Source organism: Geodermatophilus sp. URMC 62, assembly GCF_052931475.1.
Window position 1 is genome coordinate 1087738 of sequence record NZ_JBRFHY010000001.1, and the last position, 17686, is coordinate 1105423.

Genomic DNA, 17686 nt, shown 5'->3' on the forward strand with positions numbered 1-17686 from the left:
GGATGACGACTGCTTAGCCTCTTACGTGAAAGGCGGTGGGCTGCGCGATGGCCGGTTCGTGGCCACGCAGCCGCCTTTCTACGAGACGGTCTGTGGTGCCCAGAGGTGCCGGTGGAAGCATATTTACCGTGCCCAAGCCCTACCTCAAGGAGTTCCGCGACGACGTCGTCAACGTCGCCCGCAACCGCGAGCCGGGCCAGCACCCGAAGCAGATCGCGGCCGACTTCGGCATCAGCGAGTCGTGCCTGACGAACTGGATGAAGACCGCCGACGTCGAAGACGGGTCAAGCCCGGCACGGCGGCCGTGGAGAACGCGGATCTGCGGGAGGCTCGTAAGCGGATCCGGCTGCTGGAGCAGGAGAACGAGGTTCTGCGCCGGGCGGCGGCCTATCTGTCGCAGGGGAACCTGCCGGGAAAATGACGCTCCTATGCCTGTCAAGTAGCGGCGACGACTGCTGATCCATGGTCGAGCAGTCGCCAGATCCGTCGGGCCAGATAGCGCTTGATGCAGCGCTGGGCCTCGCGCTGCGTCTTTCCGTCGGTGGCGCGGCGAAGGACGTATTCGCGGGTTGGTGAATGGCAGGAGAGTCGAGTGATCATCACCTGGTGAAGGGCGCGGTTGAGGTGCCTGTCGCCGCCACGGTTGAGTCGAAAGCGCGTGACCTGCCCGCTGCTGGCCGGCAACGGGCTGGTACCGGCCAGAGCAGCGAATGCGGCCTTGGAGCGAATCCGCCCGGAGTGAGACCAACTCACCCACAGCTGCGCCGCCACGATCGGGCCGATACCAGGCTCAGCCAGAAGCTGTGGAACGTTTGTGGCCGTGAGGGTCTTCAGGTCGGCCTCCACGGTCTTCGCGTCCTCGGTGAGGGCTCGAGCGCGGCGGGCCAGCCGCCGAAGTGACTGCAGGCGCACCCGCGTCTCGACCTCATCGGAGCCGCGCGGGCGGAGCGCGGAGCAGGCGGCGATCAGGCCGGCGATGCTGCGATCGCGCAGGCGCTGACGCAGCTCCTCGGGCGCGGTCAGCACCAGATCCCGCATCTGATTGAGCACCGCGGTGCGGTGCCGCACCAACCGGTCGCGCTCGACCAGCAGAAGTCGGGCGGCCTCCCGATCCCCATCGATCCGGGGCTGCCGGACGAAGCCGGCTGCCAACGCCGCACGGGCCGCCAGCAGCGCGTCGATGGGATCGCTCTTGCCGGCGCGCCGGGCGCGCCGCGTCGGCCGATCGACCTCGGTGAGCTGCGCGTCCACGGCCGCCAGCGCGCGGCAGAGCCCGGCTCCGTGGCTGCGGGTTCCCTCGATCGCCCAGAGCACCCGACCGCCGGGCGCCTGCTCGGCCGCCCAGGCGAGCAGGCGGGCGTAGCCGGCCGCGTCCGCGCTGATGACCAGCACGGCCAGCTGACGGCCGACCATGTCCACGAGCGCGGCCGTGTGGGTGTCGCGGTGGGTGTCGACGCCGATGACCGCGTCGAGGTCTTCTCCGGACATGCTGCCTCTCTCGTCGATGGAATGAACAGCTCGACCCGGAAGGCAGCACCGAAGGGGCAAATCTGTAATGAGGCACGCCAGCGGCGGCCAGGCTCCTAATCAAGCCACACGATGCTCGGGCCGGCGCCGGTGAACCGAGGACACGCCATTTTGAAGGCACGCCGAACCGGCGGCCAGATATACCGTGAGCCACTCGCGATCACCGGCACCGACCCTGGCAGTCCTCACCGGGCCGCCGCCACCAAGACTTACAGATCTACCCGCTCGTCCGTGAACTCGCCGGCGACGGGATCCCCGTCGCGGTGACGTGCCGGGTTCTCAACCTTGCCCGCCAGCCTTACTGAGGTTTTCTCACCAGGCTTGACGGCCTGATTGGCGTCGTCGCTGGTCGCAGTCGAGGTTGTGGAGGAGGGCGCGGGCTCCCGGGATGAAGATCGTCTCGCCAAAGGCCGATCTCCACTTCCCCGGGAGCCCGCTGTGTCTCATCGTGCCAGCCTGGATGTGTCCACCGCGGTGTTGAAGGCGGTGACCGGCTGGATCGCCCAGCACCGTCGGCGGCCCGGATCCCGCCCGGCGCAGCGGGCGGGCACGGTGCACGTCCAGGTCGTCCTCGCGCTGCGTTGGCTGCGCCACCGACTGGACCTACGCACGCTCGCTCGCCAGGCCGGGCTGAGCATCGCCACCGCCTACCGCTATCTGCACGAGGCGCTGGATGTGATCGCCACGCGCGCTCCTGAGCTCGACGACGTCCTGAACCGCGCCCACGCCGCCGGGCTGTCCTTCGTGTGTCTGGACGGCACCCTGGTCCCCACCGACCGGGTTGCCGTCCGCGCCGAGCGCGGCCATCACCTGTGGTACTCCGGCAAGCACCATGCCTTCGGCGGCAGCGTGCAGGTCCTGTGCGACCCCAGCGGCTTTCCGCTGTGGGTCTCTGACGTCCGCCCCGGCTCGACCCACGATCTGACCGCGGCCCGCGAGCTGGTGCTGCCGGCGCTGTATCCGCACGCCGCCCGGGGGCTGCCCGTGCTGGCCGACAAGGGCTACACCGGCGCCGGCATCGGCGTGCACGTGCCGGTCAAGCACCAGCCTGACGGGCCGCTGCACACCGACAACCGCTGCTACAACTCCCTGATCATCGCGCTGCGCGCGCCCACCGAACGCGGTCACGCCCTGCTCGGCCGCTGGCGCGCCCTCGACCGGGTCACCGTCAGCCCGCACCGCATCGGCGCAATCGCAGCTGCCGCATTGGTGCTCACCTCACTCGACCGCGGAACCAGGTGAGAAAACCTCACTACCGGTGGCTGGCCGCCCCAACCACCACCAGCGGACTCACCCAAGCTCACCGGGCCAACGCGCTGTTCGATGCCCACCGCGACGATCCGGAGTTCGGCTACCGGCTGCTCGTCGACGAAGCCGGCGCCAGCGGCCATCCGATGGCGATACGCACCGCCTGGGCAATCTGCTCGACCAACGGCTGGTGGAGCGCCTTTCGGCAAGCCCCGCCGCGGCAAGGCCGGGCGTGCCGGGCCGCCGGTGCACGATGACCGGGTCCAGCGGGTGTTCACCGCCGCGGCGCCCAACGCCGTATGGCTGACCGACATCGCCAAACACCGCACCGCCGAGGGCAAGCTCTATCTGTGCGCGGTCAAGGACATGCACTCCAACCGCATCGTCGGCTACTCCATCGACGCACGGATGAAGTTCCGGTTGGCGATCACCGCCCTGGACAACGCCGTCGCCCGGCGCCATGCCGACGGAGCTGACGTGGCCGGTGAAGGTCTGGCAGCAGGCCGTGCCCGACACGCAGACGGGACGTCCTCGCGGTCGTTGACCATGCAGACCCGGTCCGTCCGAGCGCCGACCTGCTCGACCATTCCGGGCATGCGCGGGGCAGTATGTGCACCAAGATTCGCGGAGTCGGCGACGGAGGTGGCCCGCGGGCTGTCGCGACATGGGGCGCGGTCGGCCTCGGCGAAACTGCTGTGGTCGCTGCTGACCGTGGTCCTCACCGTGGTGACCACCGCGTGCTCACCCGATGGCCCTGTCGAACCGTCCGCGGGCCGGGATTCGGCGTCCAGCGTCTCGGCCGGTGCCTCCGCCGACCAGGCGACGCCTCCCGCGGAGGCGGGAGGATCTGGGGATCAGTCCGCACCCACCAGTGTGGAGGTCAGTGCCGTCGGCGACGTCATCATGGGGGCGACGCCGGAACTGCCTCCCGACGATGGCCGCCACCTGTTCGACGCCGTCGCTGAGGAGCTCACCGGCGACATTGTGCTGGCCAACCTGGACCAGGCCCTCACCGACATCGCGACGTCGACCAAGTGCGGCGCGACCAGCAGTGGCCGTTTTGCCTTCCGGACACCACCGTCGTATGCCCAACGGCTGCGCGAGGCGGGGTTCACCGTCATCAACCTGGCCAACAACCACTCCCACGACTTCGGCGACGCGGGCCTGCGTGACTCGCAGGCCGCGCTGACGGCGGCGGGTCTGCACTACACGGGCATGCCCGGGCAGGTGACCCTGCAGAACGTCGGGTCTCTGCGGGTGGCGATCCTCGGTTTTGCACCCTACGGCTGGGCGCAGAGCCTGCTCGACATCCCCGCCGCACAACAGCTCGTCGGTCAGGCCGCCGAGCAGGCCGATGTGGTCCTGGTGACCATCCACGCCGGCGCGGAGGGTGCCGACCAGTCCCACGTCCGCCCGGGCCCGGAGATCTTCCTCGGCGAGAACCGAGGGGATGCCATGGCCTTCTCCCGTGCGGTGATCGACGCCGGCGCGGACGCGGTCCTGGGTGCCGGTCCACACGTGCTGCGGGGCATGGAGTGGTACCGCGGCCGGTTGATCGCCTACAGCCTGGGCAACTTCACCGGCTACCGCACCCTGTCCAACGACGGCCCGGCGGGCGTCGGCGGGATCCTCACGCTACGGCTGGCCGCCGATGGAACCTGGAACTCCGGCCGGCTGGTCGGCACCGTGATGGTCGACCCGGGACTCGCGCAGATCGATCCCGGCCAGCACGCCCTGAGCGTGGTGCGGAACCTGTCCCGCACCGACTTCGGTGCCTGCGGCGTCGACCTCTCCCCCACCGGCGAACTGAGTGCACCCACCTGCTGACACCCGGGCCGCCCCGCAGGCCTGGCGGGCTTGTTCACGAGGCGAGACAAGACCAGCCACGCTTCCGCTGCTGGACATGGTTTCCCGGAGCGCTGTAACGCCGTGGCTCCCCTTGCTCACGAGAACTGCGGGCTCTCGCCGCTTCTGTGAACGCTCAACACAATCTGCATGGTAGGACCCACAAGCGTCCACGGGGTACTTCCGTAAATACACCCACTGGGCTCGAGTAAGACGCGCAAACTTTTGGGCTCTAGCGCGTGGGTTTGATCTCGATGCGCAATTATGATCGAGGCAACTGACCACCTGCTGCCTGAGATCCTCTACCGGCGCCGTCCCCGTTGGACCGGGTGTGGTCGGACTTTCCATTCGTTACGCATGTCGCAATCCGGGATTTTAAGGCTCCCACTTCCTTCGTTCAGCGCTTAGGCAGACGCGACCGTGGAAGCTGCCCAACGCCTGTCAGATGAGCCGAAAGCTGAGCGGAGGAGCCCTATTGGGGTCGGCTCATGATGTTCGCTGGTCCGGCCTTGGAGCGGGCCGATCGATCCGGAGGCGGCCATATTGAGGTTTCTGCCCAGGAATCCGCACCCCGTCGAGGGCTGCGGTCGACGCCACTGGCCGAGCCTGCACCGAGTCGTCAGGGACTCCCAGCGCGGGCTCCTCGTGCAGGCTCCCGCCAGAAGACACTCGCCGCTCGGCCGACTCGCGGCTCCAAGCTGCAGAGATTCTTTTCTGCCCGTCCGTGGAGGGCGAACGTGGTGAGAAAAGCCAATTCATTGCTAGCCAGGGCAACCGAGTTTGATCACCTTATCGGCTCAAGGACTGCTCGATCTACGGTTAGGCGGTCCCGTCTTCACGGCTAGCAATCGGTTTACATATCGAACGAGTTCGCTCACTTCCGGGTGTTCGGAGCCGAGGATATCCCGCTTCTTCCTCAGGGCGTCCTCATAGAGAGCCAGAGCGCCGGGCGCATCCCCTCGTTTCTCCCGCACGACGGCGAGGTGATGCTCGCAGAAAGCGACCTCGTAATGGCGTGGTCCACGTAGAGTGGTCCAATGTGCCCGGAGCTCAGTAAACAATGTCTCTGCCTCATCTAGGCGACCTTGTCCGACGAGAAGTGCTCCCAGCACTCCCCGGTCGCTCAGGATGTCTGCAGCGTGCTCGTGCTCGGGTCCGTGGCTGGGTGCGAGAGCCTGCCGTATGAAGGTCTCCCCCTCGGTGTAGCGCCCACGCGCGTGCGCCAGTCCCGCCAAGTTGTGCAGAATGCGCCTGGAAAGCGGATGGCTTGTACCACACTCGGCCTCGAGCGCCGTCAGCGCCGCCGTGTACTGCGCTTCGGCCTCCGTCAGCCGTCCGGTGTCTTTCAACAACACCCCGAGGGTGTTGACAGCGCTGACCTGGTCCAGCGGGTCCCGCGTGAGCTGCAGCGCTGACAGCAGATCCCCTTCTGCCGAAGCGAAGTCGGCGCGTAATCGGCGGGTGTCGCCACGGCGTATCAGGGTGCGAGCAAGCAACGCGGCCCTGCGCTCGCCAACGGGCGCCGTCTGTAGCAGGGCATCTGCCTCATCGAGGATGGCGAGGGCGTCATCCAGGCGGACGTCTTGACGTTGCAGATCAGCCATCAGGTGCAGGGCACACACCGCTTCCTGCCAGTCGGGTCCCCAGCACCTCCCCAGCTGGTAAACCAGCAGTCGAGTAGCCCGTTCAGCAGCCACCACGGCTCGGTCGAGGTCCCCAGCTCGTGCGACGCGCAGCGCGGCACGAAGCCGGCGACGCGCTGTCACCGTGGCGCACAGGACGTGGATCCGCCAGTGGCGACCGGTCCACGTCCTGTGATGTGACCTGGTCAGTGGACTGGGTGGCAGTGGTTCGTGCCGGCGAGAGCCAGAGCGGGCTCGGTGGAGAGGGCGATCAGGCCAGCGGAGGCAGCGAGGGTAATGGCGATACGGCGGATCCTACTCATGACGATTCTCCTCGACTCGTCTGGCGGAAGGTGGAAATGCGTGCAGCTCCCAGGGCCCGGGCTTGCGTCGATTAGCGGGCCACCTCAAGGCTGGCGATGAGGTCTGCAGGAGTGTTGTACCGGGACTGATACGTCTTGAATGAGCGAGTTCGGACAGGAGCGCTTTGAGATTTTTCGTCGGAACGGGGCCCCGCCGGGATCCCGCCGACCATGACCGGCGGAACTCCCGGCAAGGACCGCGACCTCCTCGCCGTGCTCCTCTACATCAATCGATATCCCATCCCCCGGCACCACCGGCCCCACCGGCACCACCGGACCCACCAGTCGAGGCAGCAGCCCACACGGGGTAGTCCCCGGGGTCGACGGGCGGCCTGTCAGGCCCGTCGGCGGCCTCGACGACGACCGAGACAGCCACCGTGGCGAGGAAGCCGGCGGCTACCAGGCCGCGGCGGATCGGCGCGATGCGCGAAGGCGTTGGCATGCCTAGGCCCCCAGCGCGTCGTGTTGCTCCTTGCCGATTGCCGTGCATTTCGTTCCTCCGGATTGACAGCAGGACACGCGGATACGTTTCTGAGGGAATACGTCAGTGAGTCAAGAGGTCGCGACGGTGTCTGCTACGAGGGAAGGGGACGCCCCCGAGCCGGGCTGGACTCGAGGGCGCCGCCCGGCGTCGCAGGTAGTAGCTGAGCCGTCAGGCCATATCGTCTAGGGGGTAAACGCGGGGCTTGCAGTCCTGGCAGGGCATGACGTTCGCACCCGTCGCTGCCGGGATGCCTCCACCCAGCAGTGCGAGTGTCAGCAGCACCGCGGCGATGGCCCTGCGCGTGAGACTCGGCCGGTTCGCGTTCATCTAGTCCCCTGGTTTGACTTGTCTGGTCGGGAAGGCGGGTGCCGGGGTGGTTGCCGGGGCCCGGGCTCGTGCCGGTGGGTGAACCACCTCGAGGTTGGCGGGAGGGGCTGACGGACCGCTGAAGGGCCGCTGACACGTCTTGAGCGGACGACGGCGGGCAGGGATCCTTGGTGGTGGCGCTGTGTGCACGGCGGCAGACGTTCAGTGGCCGAGGGGTCGGGTGAGCGGATCGGCCGGGTCAGTCGGTCGGAGCGGAGGGATCCGGGATGGACCTTCGAATCCTGGGTCCGTTCGAGGTTCGGGTGGCGGATGGGCTGCTTGCCTTGGGAGGTGTCAGGCAACGCGCGGTGCTGGCCATGCTGGCGCTGCATCTGAACGAGGTGGTCTCCACCGAGCTCCTGATTGATGGCCTGTGGGGTGATCGGACGCCGGGAGGCGCCGTCAACACCATGCAGGCCTATGTGTCGCGGCTACGGAAGGCCTTGCAGGCGGACAACGTCCCCGATCGGGCGGGTGCTGCGGTGCTGCAGCGGCGTGGGCCGGGCTATCTGCTCCAGCTCGACCCTGAGCGGCTGGATCTGCATCGCTTCCAGCGGCTGGTCCGCGAGGGTGAGCAGGATCTGCGTTCCGCGCCGGCGCGGGCGGCGAGCTTGCTGCGTGAGGCGTTGGGGTTGTGGCGCGGGCAGCCGCTGGCGGAGTTTGTCGAGGAACCGTTCGCTCGAGCCGAGATTCCGCGGCTGGAGCAGCAGCGGCTCGCTGCGCTCGAGGCCTGCCTAGAGGCCGAGCTGGCCCTGGGCCGACACGCGCAACTCGTCGGCGAGCTGGAGCCTCTGATTGCCGAGCATCCCCTGCACGAGGGGCTGCACCGACTGCTGATGCTCAGCCTGTACCGCTCCGGCCGGCAGGCCGAGGCGTTGGAGGTCTACCGGCGGGCGCGCCACATCCTGGCCGAGGAGTTGGGCATCGACCCCGGCCGGGCGCTGCAACAGCTGGAGGCTGCCATCCTCACCCAGGACCCGAGCCTGGACTGGACCCCACCGTCCGAGGGCCCCACCTTGCACGGTTCCGCCGAGGCGCCGCTCGCTGCGGCCGTCGCTGCGCGGCCGCGGGTGTGGAACGTGCCGGCCCGCAATCCGCACTTCACCGGCCGGGACACCATGCTCACCGAGCTGCGGCGGCGGTTGGAGTCGGAGGAGCCGACGCTGGTGGTGCAGGCGCTCCACGGCCTCGGTGGGGTGGGCAAGACCCAACTGGCCATCGAGTACGCCTACCGATTCGCCGCCGACTACGAGCTGGTGTGGTGGATCGACGCCGAACAGCGGGTGCTCATCCCCGATCAGCTCGCCGCCCTCGCCGCCCGACTGCAGCTGCCGGTCGGCCCGACGGTGACCGACACCGTCGACCAATTGTTCGTCGAGCTGCGCGGCCGGGACCGGTGGCTGCTGGTCTTCGACAACGCCGAACGGCCGGGCGATATCGCGGCCTACCGGCCCGGCGGGTCCGGGCACGTGTTGATCACCTCCCGCTATCCCGGCTGGGGAGCCCTCGGCGGGCGGCTGGAGGTCGACGTGCTCACCCGGGCGGAGACCATCGCGCTGCTGCGGGCCCGGATCCCGGCCCTGAGCGAGGAGCTGGCCGATAAGCTCGCCGCCGAGCTGGGGGACCTGCCGCTAGCCGCCGCGCAGGCCGCCGGCTACCTGGAGCAAACCGACCTACCGGCGAGCGACTATCTGCGCCGCTTTCGCACCCGCCGAGCCGACCTGCTCGCCCGCGGCGACGTGCTTGGGTATTCCGGGCGGATTGACACCACCTGGGCGCTATCCCTCGAACGGCTACGCCGCGAGGATCCAGCCGCGGTGCAGCTGCTGGAACTGGCCGCCTTCCTCGCCCCCGAACCCATCCCACTGACCCTGTTCACCGGCCACCCCGAGCTACTCGCCGAGCCGCTACACACCACCGCCACCGACCCCGACGCCCTCACTGACACGGTCGGAACGCTGGTCGCCTACTCCCTGGCCCGCCGTCACCCCGACGGCTTCCAGGTCCACCGGCTGGTGCAGGCCGTCATCCGCCAACAACTGCCCCCCGACCACCGCCAAGCCGTCGTGGACCAGGTGCTGGCATTCCTCGCCGCTGCCTCCCCCGGCAATCCGGAGGACGTAGCCAGCTGGCCCGCATACGCCCAACTCGCTCCGCACGTGCTCGCCACCGCCCCCCTTGGTGACTACTCACCTGCCACCCGGCAACGAGTTCTGGACACCGCCCGCTACCTGTACACAAGAGGGGACTGCTCCAGCAGTCGAGCCATCTCTGAGCAGGTGATCCAGCGCTGGGAATCCAGCCTCGGGCCCGACCATCCGGACATCCTGACCGCCGCGGCGTATCTCGCCTTCCCTCTGCTCATGCTGGGCGAGGCGGAGGCGGCCCGCATCCTGGGTGAGGACACCCTGCAGCGCTGTCGGCGGATCTTAGGTCCGGATCACGTGCTGACCCTTCTGGCCGCCGTCGGCCTGACCTTCGCCCTGGTCTTCGTGGGCGAGGCGGAACCGGCTCGCATCCTGGGTGAGGACACCCTGCAGCGCTGCCGAGAGATGCACGGCCCCGACCACTTCATCACCCTCGCGTCGGCGGTCGGCCTGACCTTCGCCCTGGTCTTCGGGGGCGGGGCGGAGGCGGCCCGCATCCTGGGTGAGGACACCCTGCAGCGCTGCCGCCGAATGCTGGGCCCCGACCACCAAGTCACCCTGTGGGCAGCGGCCGGCCTGATCCTCGCCTTGGGCGATCTAGGCCAAGCCGAGGCGGCCCGCACCTTGGCTGAGGACACCCTGCAGCGCTGCCGCCAGGCACTCGGCCCCGACCAGATGATCACACTGTGGGCGGCCGCGGCCTTCGCCCACATCCTGGTCCAGTTGGGTGAGGCAGAGGCGGCCCGCATCCTGAGTGAGGACACCCTGCAGCGCTGTCGCCGGATTCTCGGCCCGGATCACTTAACGGCCCTGGGAGTGGCGGCCGCTCTTACCGGCGCGCTGACCTCGCTCGGCGAGGGGGAGTCAGCTCGCGCCCTGGGCGAGGACACGCTGCAGCGCTGCCAACGGGTGTTCGGACCGGACCACATCACTACCCGGAAGGCGGCAGCCGCCGTAGCCAACGCCTTAGCCCAGCTGGGCGAGGCACAGTCGGCCGCCCCAGCGTAGTGAGTCTTCCCGCAGCGATGAACTCGCAGACCAGACCGCGGCTCACCGCCCCGTCTCCCGCGCGAAGAAGACCGCGGCTTTTCCAACCACCGACGCCTGCACGGCGAGATCGGCCTGATCCCACCGGCAGAGCACGAAGACGTCTTCTACCGGCACAACCCCGCGGCGACTACCGTCGCCGCGTCAGTTCCGAGCCTCCACTGAACCCGGGGCGGGACACGGCCGGCGTGGTAGCGGGCGTAAGGGGTTCGCCGAGGCCGACTACGCCGCCCTGCTCGACGCCGCCCACCGGCAGCTCGGCGGGCCGATCGTGCTGGTCTGGGACAACTTGAGCACCCACACCAGCAGGGCGATGTTCGAGCTGATCGCCGCCCGGCCCTGGCTGACCGTCTACCGGCTGCCGCCCTACGCCCACGAGCTCAACCCGGTCGAGCCGGTGTGGGCACATCTGAAGCGCTCGCTGGCGAACCTGACCAGGCACACCATCGCCGAGCTGACCGTGCTGGTGAAGACCCGCCTCAGACGTATGCAGTATCGCCCGGCGCTGCTGGCCGGCTTCCTCGCCAGCACCGAACTGGGCTTCGGACCGTTCCTGTAACACCAGCCCTTAAAGATCGTTAAACACCACGCCTAAGGACTTGACCCCACCTTGCGGATGGTGCGATGACCAACCGTCGAGATGCGCCTCGTGATAGGGCGGTGACGGTGCGGTGACGGTGCGGTGACAAGTGGCGAACAAACTGGTGCTCGCCCGCGTCGCGGGTCACCTACCAGGCGGTGATATCGGCTGGATCCGATGTTTTGCTCGCGTTTCCTTGATGACCGGATCGATTCCACGAGTGGGACGCGACAGCCTGCCAGCACCCAGAGGAAGGGACGAGATGGCCATCACGTGGGGGACACTGAACAATTACCGATGGTGTAATAAGTGCCAGGGGTTGTGGCTCGGAACGCGCCAATCGTCGTCCAACTGCCCACAGGGGGGCACGCACAACAACGTCGGGAGCGGAAACTACTCATTGGTGCGCAATGCTACGACGACTCCGGCCAACCACCAGTCGGGTTGGCGCTGGTGCAACAAGTGCCAGGGATTGTGGTTCGGACCGAACCAGGCATCGTCCACCTGCCCGGAGGGGGGGACCCACGCGTTGACGGGCAGCGGGAACTACTCGCTCGCTCTCAACGTGGGTGCGGGCCAGACCGGTTGGCGCTGGTGCAACAAGTGCCAGGGCTTGTGGTTTGGACCGAACCAGGCGTCGTCCAACTGCCCCGAGGGAGGTACGCACAACAACGTCGGGAGCGGCAACTACCACTTGCCGACCGTGACGTCGCGGGTCAGGGTCCACGTGAAGATCTTGACGACTCCGGACATACCGATCGCCACTCTCTTCCAAAACATGCGAGAGGTCTACGCGACGTGCAACGTCGACGTCAGCTGGGCATCTGAGGAGGTTCTCAACCTGCCCGCGCTCAACATCGTCGACGTCGGGACGTGCATCCTCGGCAGCACCACGGCCGAGCAAAACCAGCTCTTCACGCACAGGAACTCCGCCGGCTCGAACGACATCGTGATCTACTTCGTCGAGGCGACCGACCCGCCCTTCAACGGATGCGCGTCACACCCGCTGGGGATGCCCGGCGCCGTGGTGGTGCGGACTGCTACGCAGTGGACATTCGCTCACGAGCAGGGCCACGTCCTCGGCTTGAACCACGTCAACGACAACGACCGGCTCATGACAGGCAACGGGACGGCCAACATCACCAATCCGCCGCCCGACCTGGTCGCCTCGGAGTGCAACACCATGCAGGCCAGCCCCATCACCGTCAACGTCTGAAAGGCGGCAGCGCACATGGCCGTAACCAATGACCAGGTGAGAGCGGTGCTCGACCGCGACGAACCGAACTACGAGGAGGCTGCCTCGCAGTTCGGTCCGGACGCGCTGCCGCTCCTCCGACGCTTTGTCGAGGGCGGCGATCCCAACCTGGCCGCCAAAGCCACCTACCTGGCCGGTCGCATCGGAGACCCCGAGGCGACTCCGATCCTCGAGCTGGCCGCCAACAGCCCCGAGCCAGGGATACGGGCGGCAGCAGCATCGGGAGCGAAGCACATCGGGATGGCAGCGGAGTCAGTGTTCCTGACGCTTCTGGACGACGATGACCCTGCTGTTCGCAAGACAGCCCTCCGGGCCACTCCGCCGCAACCCAGCGATGCTCTCCGGGACAAGATCCGGGCCCTGCGGGACTTCGAGTCCGAGCCGGCGCTCCGCGACGTCGCGGCCGAGGTCTTCGACAATCTCCCCGGTGGAGGTCCATCGACGTGACCTCATGAGCTATGGGCGCCGGGTAACGTCCGCACCGGTTCCACCGGACTTGACGACGACGAACGCGCTGGCGATGGCCCCGGACACCAATGGCGATGCCCCGGACGCGACAAATGCAACGCCGGACCGTGATGCAGACGTCTCAGCCCCGTCACTCGATGACCTGTCGTCTCCGACGGGACACCTCGATCTCACTGTTCGCCGACGTAGCGGGGTCACACCGGTATTTAGGGGCGGACCTGCTCTACGAGGCGGTCGGGGCGCTGAGCGTGCGCCATACGCCGGGGCTGGGCGAGGTGGAGCTGAGCGTGTATCAGAGACGGCCGTGGTGCGCTCTGTCCATTGCCGATCTAGCGGCGTTCGCGACGCGGCCGGTGGAGCGGGAGTCGGATCAGTGAGCACGGCTGCGAATGACGCGCGTTCGGGACGAGGTGAAGGGGAGTCGACCATGACATCGGGTAGTGTTGAACAGGCGCAGCGGGGCATCGACTTGGCGAGCGTCGTCGAGGCGGCAAAACAGCAACGCGATGACGAGAGTGGGCCTCAGGGAGGGCTCGAGGACCAAGGCAGTGCCGACGCCGCGTCAGTGCTGCAGGGCCCATTTCTGGCGCCGGGGTCGTTGACCTCACTGGAGCGTGGCCAGCTCATCAGCGGTATCGAGCGCGTGCTCGAAGGGCTCTATACGCACCTGCCCCTGAAGCGGGCTCGCTACGGTTTCGATCCCATCCAACGGCTCCGCATCCTGCGCAGCCAGCTCGACGATCTCACCGATGACCAGTTCCACATCGAGCTGGCCGACATCGTGACCCGCATGCGCGATGCGCACACGCGCTACGTCGGTCCGTCCACACTGAGGGGGAAGGCCGCCGTGCTCCCGTTCCAGGTGGAGAGGTGCGGCGGAGGCGGGTCAGGCAGCTACGTGGTCACGAAGGTGAGCTCGACCCTGCAGGATCCGGACTTCCGTCCTGGTGTGACGATCGAGTTCTGGAATGGGATGCCTATCGATGTCGCGGTTCAGCGCCACGGGGAAAGGGAGGTCGGCGGGCGGCCCGACAGCCTCCGGGCCTGGGCGACCCAGAGCTTGACGGTCCGGTCGCTCCAGTATGGGCCGCCGCCAGACGAGTATTGGGTGGTTGTCGGCTACCGCACGCCGGGTGCGCAGGGCCAACCCGGCACCGCTAAGGAGCTGAAGGTCGACTGGCGGGTGGTCGACCCGACTCAGGTGGGGCAGCCGGCCCTGAACACAGGGTTTGCGGGACAAGGGGACGGAGATTCGGGAGAGGCCCTCGCGCTGGACCCCGCAGCCGAGGCCGTCCGCCTGGCCAAGATCTTGATGTTCGCACCTCACGTGGCGGGGGGTGGACAGGCGCATGCGCCGGAGCTGTCCAGCAAGAACGATGAGGAATCCGCCGCCACGGTCATATCGACCCAACTGCCCGGTACCCTCGCTGCCCTCCGAGTGGACGCGCCCGGTGGCCCCTTTGGGTACCTCCGCATCTTCGCTTTTGATGTTGGGCCCAGAGCGTTTATCAGGGAGCTGCTGCGGCTGATCCCGCTGTTGCCGGAGCGGGGTCTGGTCATCGACGTGCGGGGCAATCCGGGCGGCTACATCGTGGCGGCCGAGGCGGCCTTGCAGTTGTTCACGCCGATGCCCATCGAGCCTACAAAATACTCCGTTTTGGCCACCCCGTTCACCCGGGCGTTGGCCGATGGGCCGTTGGCCGACGACCTGGGGCCGTGGAAGAAGTCGCTGCACGATGCTGTCCGGAACGGGGAGCTCTACTCGCAGGCGATTCCGCTCACGCCGTTGCAGACGGCCAATGAGATCGGTCAGCAGTACGGGGGGCCGGTCCTACTCGTGGCGGATTCAACCACCTACTCCTCCGGTGACCTCTTCTCGGCCGGATTCGTCGATAACAACATTGGGCCTTTCCTATGCGTCGGCTCGGCAACTGGCGCTGGTGGGGCAAATGTCTGGGACTACGACAACATCCGCGCGGCGCTGGAAGCATCCGACCAACCTCTCCGCACGTTGCCCGATGGGATCGGATTGAGCTTCGCGTATCGGCGCGCAACGCGGTCCGGACCGAACGAGGGCAAGCCGATCGAGGACGTGGGCATCGAGGGTACGCCGCACGAGCTGACCCTCGACGATCTGCTTCACGGCAACCGTGACCTGTTGGCCCACTGCATCGGCGAACTGCGCAAGCTGCCGTTCTCGAAGCTGAACGCCGGGATCGACGCGGCCAACCGCACGGTGACCGTTGAAACCGACGGACTCAACCGTCTCGACGTGTTCTTCGACGGGCATCCCGGGAGCACGCACCAACTCACCCCAGGCGTCCCGGTCATAGTGGCCTATCCACAGGGCACTAAACAGGTTAGCCTGACTGGATTCGACGACGACGACGTACGTCAACGGCGAACCATCCGCCTGTAGCCCTCCGATTCCGGACCGCGCACATCCTATGTGAACGGCGGGGCTACTTTCGTTGCCTCTCGGGAGATCCCATGCGCCACCGCACTCATCACCACCGGACCGTGGCCGCCACAGCGGCCCTCGTGCTATTAAGCACCGGCGCCGGGAGCGCCGAAGACGTGTCCGCCGCTGCGAAGCCGAGCGCGCCGGAGTGGTCGCTGTGACCGCGGCGGCCGTGCCTGCCGGAAAGGTGCTGGAGCACCTCGAGGTGTTCCAGGCCATCGCCACCGCCAACAACGGCAACCGGGCCTCGGGCACGTCCGGCTACCGGGGCAGCGTCGACTACGTGGTCGGCAGGCTGCGGGCCGCCGGCTACGCCCCGCGGGTCCAGACCTTCTCCTTCCCCTTCTTCCAGGAGGTCAGCCCGGCCACGGTCAGCGCGGGCGGCAGGCAGCTCGCCGCCGCGGACGTCGCGGTCATGACCTATTCCGGCTCCGGGACCGTGACGGCACCGGTGCAGGCCGTGGGAACGACCGGCGAGCCGGCCGCGAGCACCAGCGGGTGCGAGGCCGGGGACTTCGCCGACTTCGTGCCGGGGAACATCGCCCTGCTCCAGCGGGGCACGTGCCCCTTCGGGGTGAAGGCCGCCAACGCGGCGGCCGCCGGGGCATCCGCGGTGCTGATCTTCAACACGGGACTGCCCGGGGCGGAGGGGGCGATCGCCGGCACCCTGGGCGACCCGGGGGTGACGACCGTTCCCGTGGTCGGCCTGAGCTACGCCGCCGGGGTCGCCCTGCTGGGCGGGGGCGAGGTGACGGTCCGCACGCAGACCGTCTCCGAGAGCCGGGAGACCTTCAACGTCCTCGCCGAGACCCGCTCGGGTGACCCGGAGCGCACGGTCATGGTCGGCGCGCACCTGGACAGCGTCCCGCAGGGCCCCGGGATCAACGACAACGCCTCCGGCTCCGCGGGGATCCTGGCCATCGCCGAGGTGCTCGCCGGCACGGAGACCGCCAACGCCGTGCGCTTCGCCTGGTGGGGCGCGGAGGAGTTCGGCCTGCTCGGCTCCCGCCACTACGTCGCGGACCTCAAGACCAACGATCCCGCGACGCTCGGCAACGTCGCGCTGTATCTGAACTTCGACATGATCGGCTCCCCGAACCACGGCCGCTTCGTCTACGACGGCGACGCCTCGGCGTTCGGCCCGGACGACGGCTCGGTGCCCGCCCCGGCCGGCTCGGCCGTGATCGAGGCGGCCTTCCACGAGCACTTCGGCTCCCTGGGCCTAGCCTCGGGCGAGACCGAGTTCAGCGGCCGCAGCGACTACGGGCCGTTCATCGCCGAGGGCATCGCCTCCGGCGGGCTCTTCACCGGCGCCGAGGGGATCAAGACCGTGGAACAGGCCGCGCTGTTCGGCGGCCGGGCCGGCATCGGCTACGACTTCTGCTACCACGCGTCGTGCGACGACCTCAGCAACATCGACCACCGGGCGCTGGACGAGATGACCGGCGCGGCCTCCGCCGTGATCCTGCGCTTCGCCAACTCCCCCCTGGACCTCGAGGAGGAGGGCCGGCGGCTACTCGCCGCCGTGGCGCCCGTACCCGCCGCCACTGCCGACCAGGGACACGGCCCGAGCAACGCCGCCGAGGCGAGCCAGCCGCACTGAGGCGGTCACGGTGGGGCCGATGCGCCGGCCCCACCGCGGAGACCGAGGCCCGTACAGGATCCAACGGTCACGAGCAGGCGGGGCGGGACCGTGTCTGCTTCAGGGGGTTACCCGCTCCCCGTCCCCTTGCTGACCAGAAACTTCCATAATGGAATGGAGTTCAAGGAGAGCGACTTTGGTCGCATGGTGATCAAAGTCGTGGGAATCGAGGGATGGGCGGGAACGACTGCCATCAATCGGGCTCGCTCTTGAGCCTGGCGTTCTCCCGGCACAGCCGGGTCAACTCAGCCCGCTCCTCGGCCGTCAGCGGCAGCAGCCCGCTACTGTCCGGCTCACCGCGCTCGGCGCGGTCGGCCTTGACCCAGTTGCCCGGCGTCGTGTCATTGATCTGCAGGTCACGAGCGACCTCGGCGACGGTCTTCCCGGTCGCACGGACCACCTCCACGGCCTTTTCCCGGAATTCCGGGGAGTACTTGCTCGGTCGGCCCATCAGGACCCCTTCCTCGGGCGACGTGCCCAAGCTCAGGGTGTCCACCGAAGCGGGTCAACTCCACACGGCGAGCAAACGGCCTATTTGTTTGGCCCGAACGCTTCTTGACGAAGCCTGCATGACTCTTCCGGAGTCGTCCAATCTACCTGCGGAGTCTCGCCGTAGAGCGTAAAGCGCCCTG

At 68.0% G+C, this 17686-nt stretch carries 11 protein-coding genes and 2 pseudogenes; 10 read left to right on the forward strand and 3 right to left on the reverse strand.

Annotation, left to right across the window (positions count from 1 at the left end; translation table 11 throughout):
* Nucleotides 1–128: 128 nt before the first annotated feature.
* Nucleotides 129–412 (forward strand): annotated as a pseudogene (locus ACU616_RS05185) (transposase); the annotation flags it as partial.
* A gap of 23 nt (nt 413–435) precedes the next feature.
* On the opposite strand, the gene ACU616_RS05190 reads toward ACU616_RS05185, so the two are convergent.
* Nucleotides 436–1488 (reverse strand): IS110 family transposase, encoded by a 1053-nt coding sequence (locus ACU616_RS05190; protein ID WP_446756511.1) that lies wholly within the window; start codon nt 1486–1488, stop codon nt 436–438.
* A 477-nt stretch (nt 1489–1965) separates the two neighbouring features.
* On the opposite strand from ACU616_RS05190, the gene ACU616_RS05195 reads away from it, so the two are divergent.
* Genes ACU616_RS05195 through ACU616_RS05205 form a run of 3 tightly spaced genes read left to right on the forward strand, consistent with a single transcriptional unit; the run spans nt 1966 to nt 4602 of the window.
* Nucleotides 1966–2769: a transposase family protein gene (locus tag ACU616_RS05195; RefSeq protein WP_446756502.1), complete on the forward strand. Its 804-nt coding sequence runs from the start codon at nt 1966–1968 to the stop codon at nt 2767–2769.
* On the forward strand, nt 2766–3032 hold the full coding sequence (locus tag ACU616_RS05200; protein WP_446757412.1) for a hypothetical protein: 267 nt from the start codon (nt 2766–2768) through the stop codon (nt 3030–3032). Before ACU616_RS05195 ends, ACU616_RS05200 begins: the two co-directional genes overlap by 4 nt.
* A gap of 13 nt (nt 3033–3045) precedes the next feature.
* Nucleotides 3046–4602 carry a CapA family protein gene (locus ACU616_RS05205; protein ID WP_446757413.1) on the forward strand — a complete coding sequence of 519 codons (1557 nt, stop codon included), beginning with the start codon at nt 3046–3048 and terminating at the stop codon, nt 4600–4602.
* Between the two features lie 815 nt (nt 4603–5417).
* On the opposite strand, the gene ACU616_RS05210 is transcribed toward ACU616_RS05205, so the two are convergent.
* Nucleotides 5418–6224, reverse strand: coding sequence for a tetratricopeptide repeat protein (locus ACU616_RS05210; protein WP_446757414.1), 807 nt, complete (start codon nt 6222–6224; stop codon nt 5418–5420).
* Between the two features lie 1457 nt (nt 6225–7681).
* On the opposite strand from ACU616_RS05210, the gene fxsT reads away from it, so the two are divergent.
* The 6 genes and pseudogenes from fxsT (at nt 7682) to ACU616_RS05240 (ending at nt 17015) form a co-directional block, all read left to right on the forward strand.
* Nucleotides 7682–10609, forward strand: a complete 2928-nt coding sequence (gene fxsT, locus ACU616_RS05215) for an FxSxx-COOH system tetratricopeptide repeat protein (RefSeq protein WP_446757415.1) — start codon at nt 7682–7684, stop codon at nt 10607–10609.
* Between the two features lie 268 nt (nt 10610–10877).
* Nucleotides 10878–11207 (forward strand): annotated as a pseudogene (locus tag ACU616_RS05220) (transposase); the annotation flags it as partial.
* Nucleotides 11208–11955: 748 nt separating this feature from the next.
* Nucleotides 11956–12444: a hypothetical protein gene (locus ACU616_RS05225; protein WP_446757416.1), complete on the forward strand. Its 489-nt coding sequence runs from the start codon at nt 11956–11958 to the stop codon at nt 12442–12444.
* A gap of 45 nt (nt 12445–12489) precedes the next feature.
* Nucleotides 12490–12930, forward strand: coding sequence for a HEAT repeat domain-containing protein (locus tag ACU616_RS05230; protein WP_446757417.1), 441 nt, complete (start codon nt 12490–12492; stop codon nt 12928–12930).
* Between the two features lie 448 nt (nt 12931–13378).
* The gene (locus ACU616_RS05235) at nt 13379–15370 is read left to right on the forward strand and encodes a S41 family peptidase (RefSeq protein ID WP_446757418.1); all 1992 of its coding nucleotides are present in this window, start codon (nt 13379–13381) and stop codon (nt 15368–15370) included.
* Between the two features lie 214 nt (nt 15371–15584).
* Nucleotides 15585–17015: a M28 family peptidase gene (locus ACU616_RS05240; protein ID WP_446757419.1), complete on the forward strand. Its 1431-nt coding sequence runs from the start codon at nt 15585–15587 to the stop codon at nt 17013–17015.
* A gap of 232 nt (nt 17016–17247) precedes the next feature.
* On the opposite strand, the gene ACU616_RS05245 is transcribed toward ACU616_RS05240, so the two are convergent.
* Nucleotides 17248–17550 carry a transposase gene (locus ACU616_RS05245; protein ID WP_446757420.1) on the reverse strand — a complete coding sequence of 101 codons (303 nt, stop codon included), beginning with the start codon at nt 17548–17550 and terminating at the stop codon, nt 17248–17250.
* Between the last annotated feature and the right edge of the window lie 136 nt (nt 17551–17686).

Excerpts from the sequence above, each read along its gene's own strand:
- ACU616_RS05190 (WP_446756511.1), bottom strand. The coding sequence starts at position 1,488 with ATGTCCGGAGAAGACCTCGACGCGGTCATCGGCGTCGACACCCACCGC.
- ACU616_RS05210 (WP_446757414.1), bottom strand. The coding sequence starts at position 6,224 with ATGGCTGATCTGCAACGTCAAGACGTCCGCCTGGATGACGCCCTCGCC.
- fxsT (WP_446757415.1), top strand. The coding sequence starts at position 7,682 with ATGGACCTTCGAATCCTGGGTCCGTTCGAGGTTCGGGTGGCGGATGGG.
- ACU616_RS05235 (WP_446757418.1), top strand. The coding sequence starts at position 13,379 with ATGACATCGGGTAGTGTTGAACAGGCGCAGCGGGGCATCGACTTGGCG.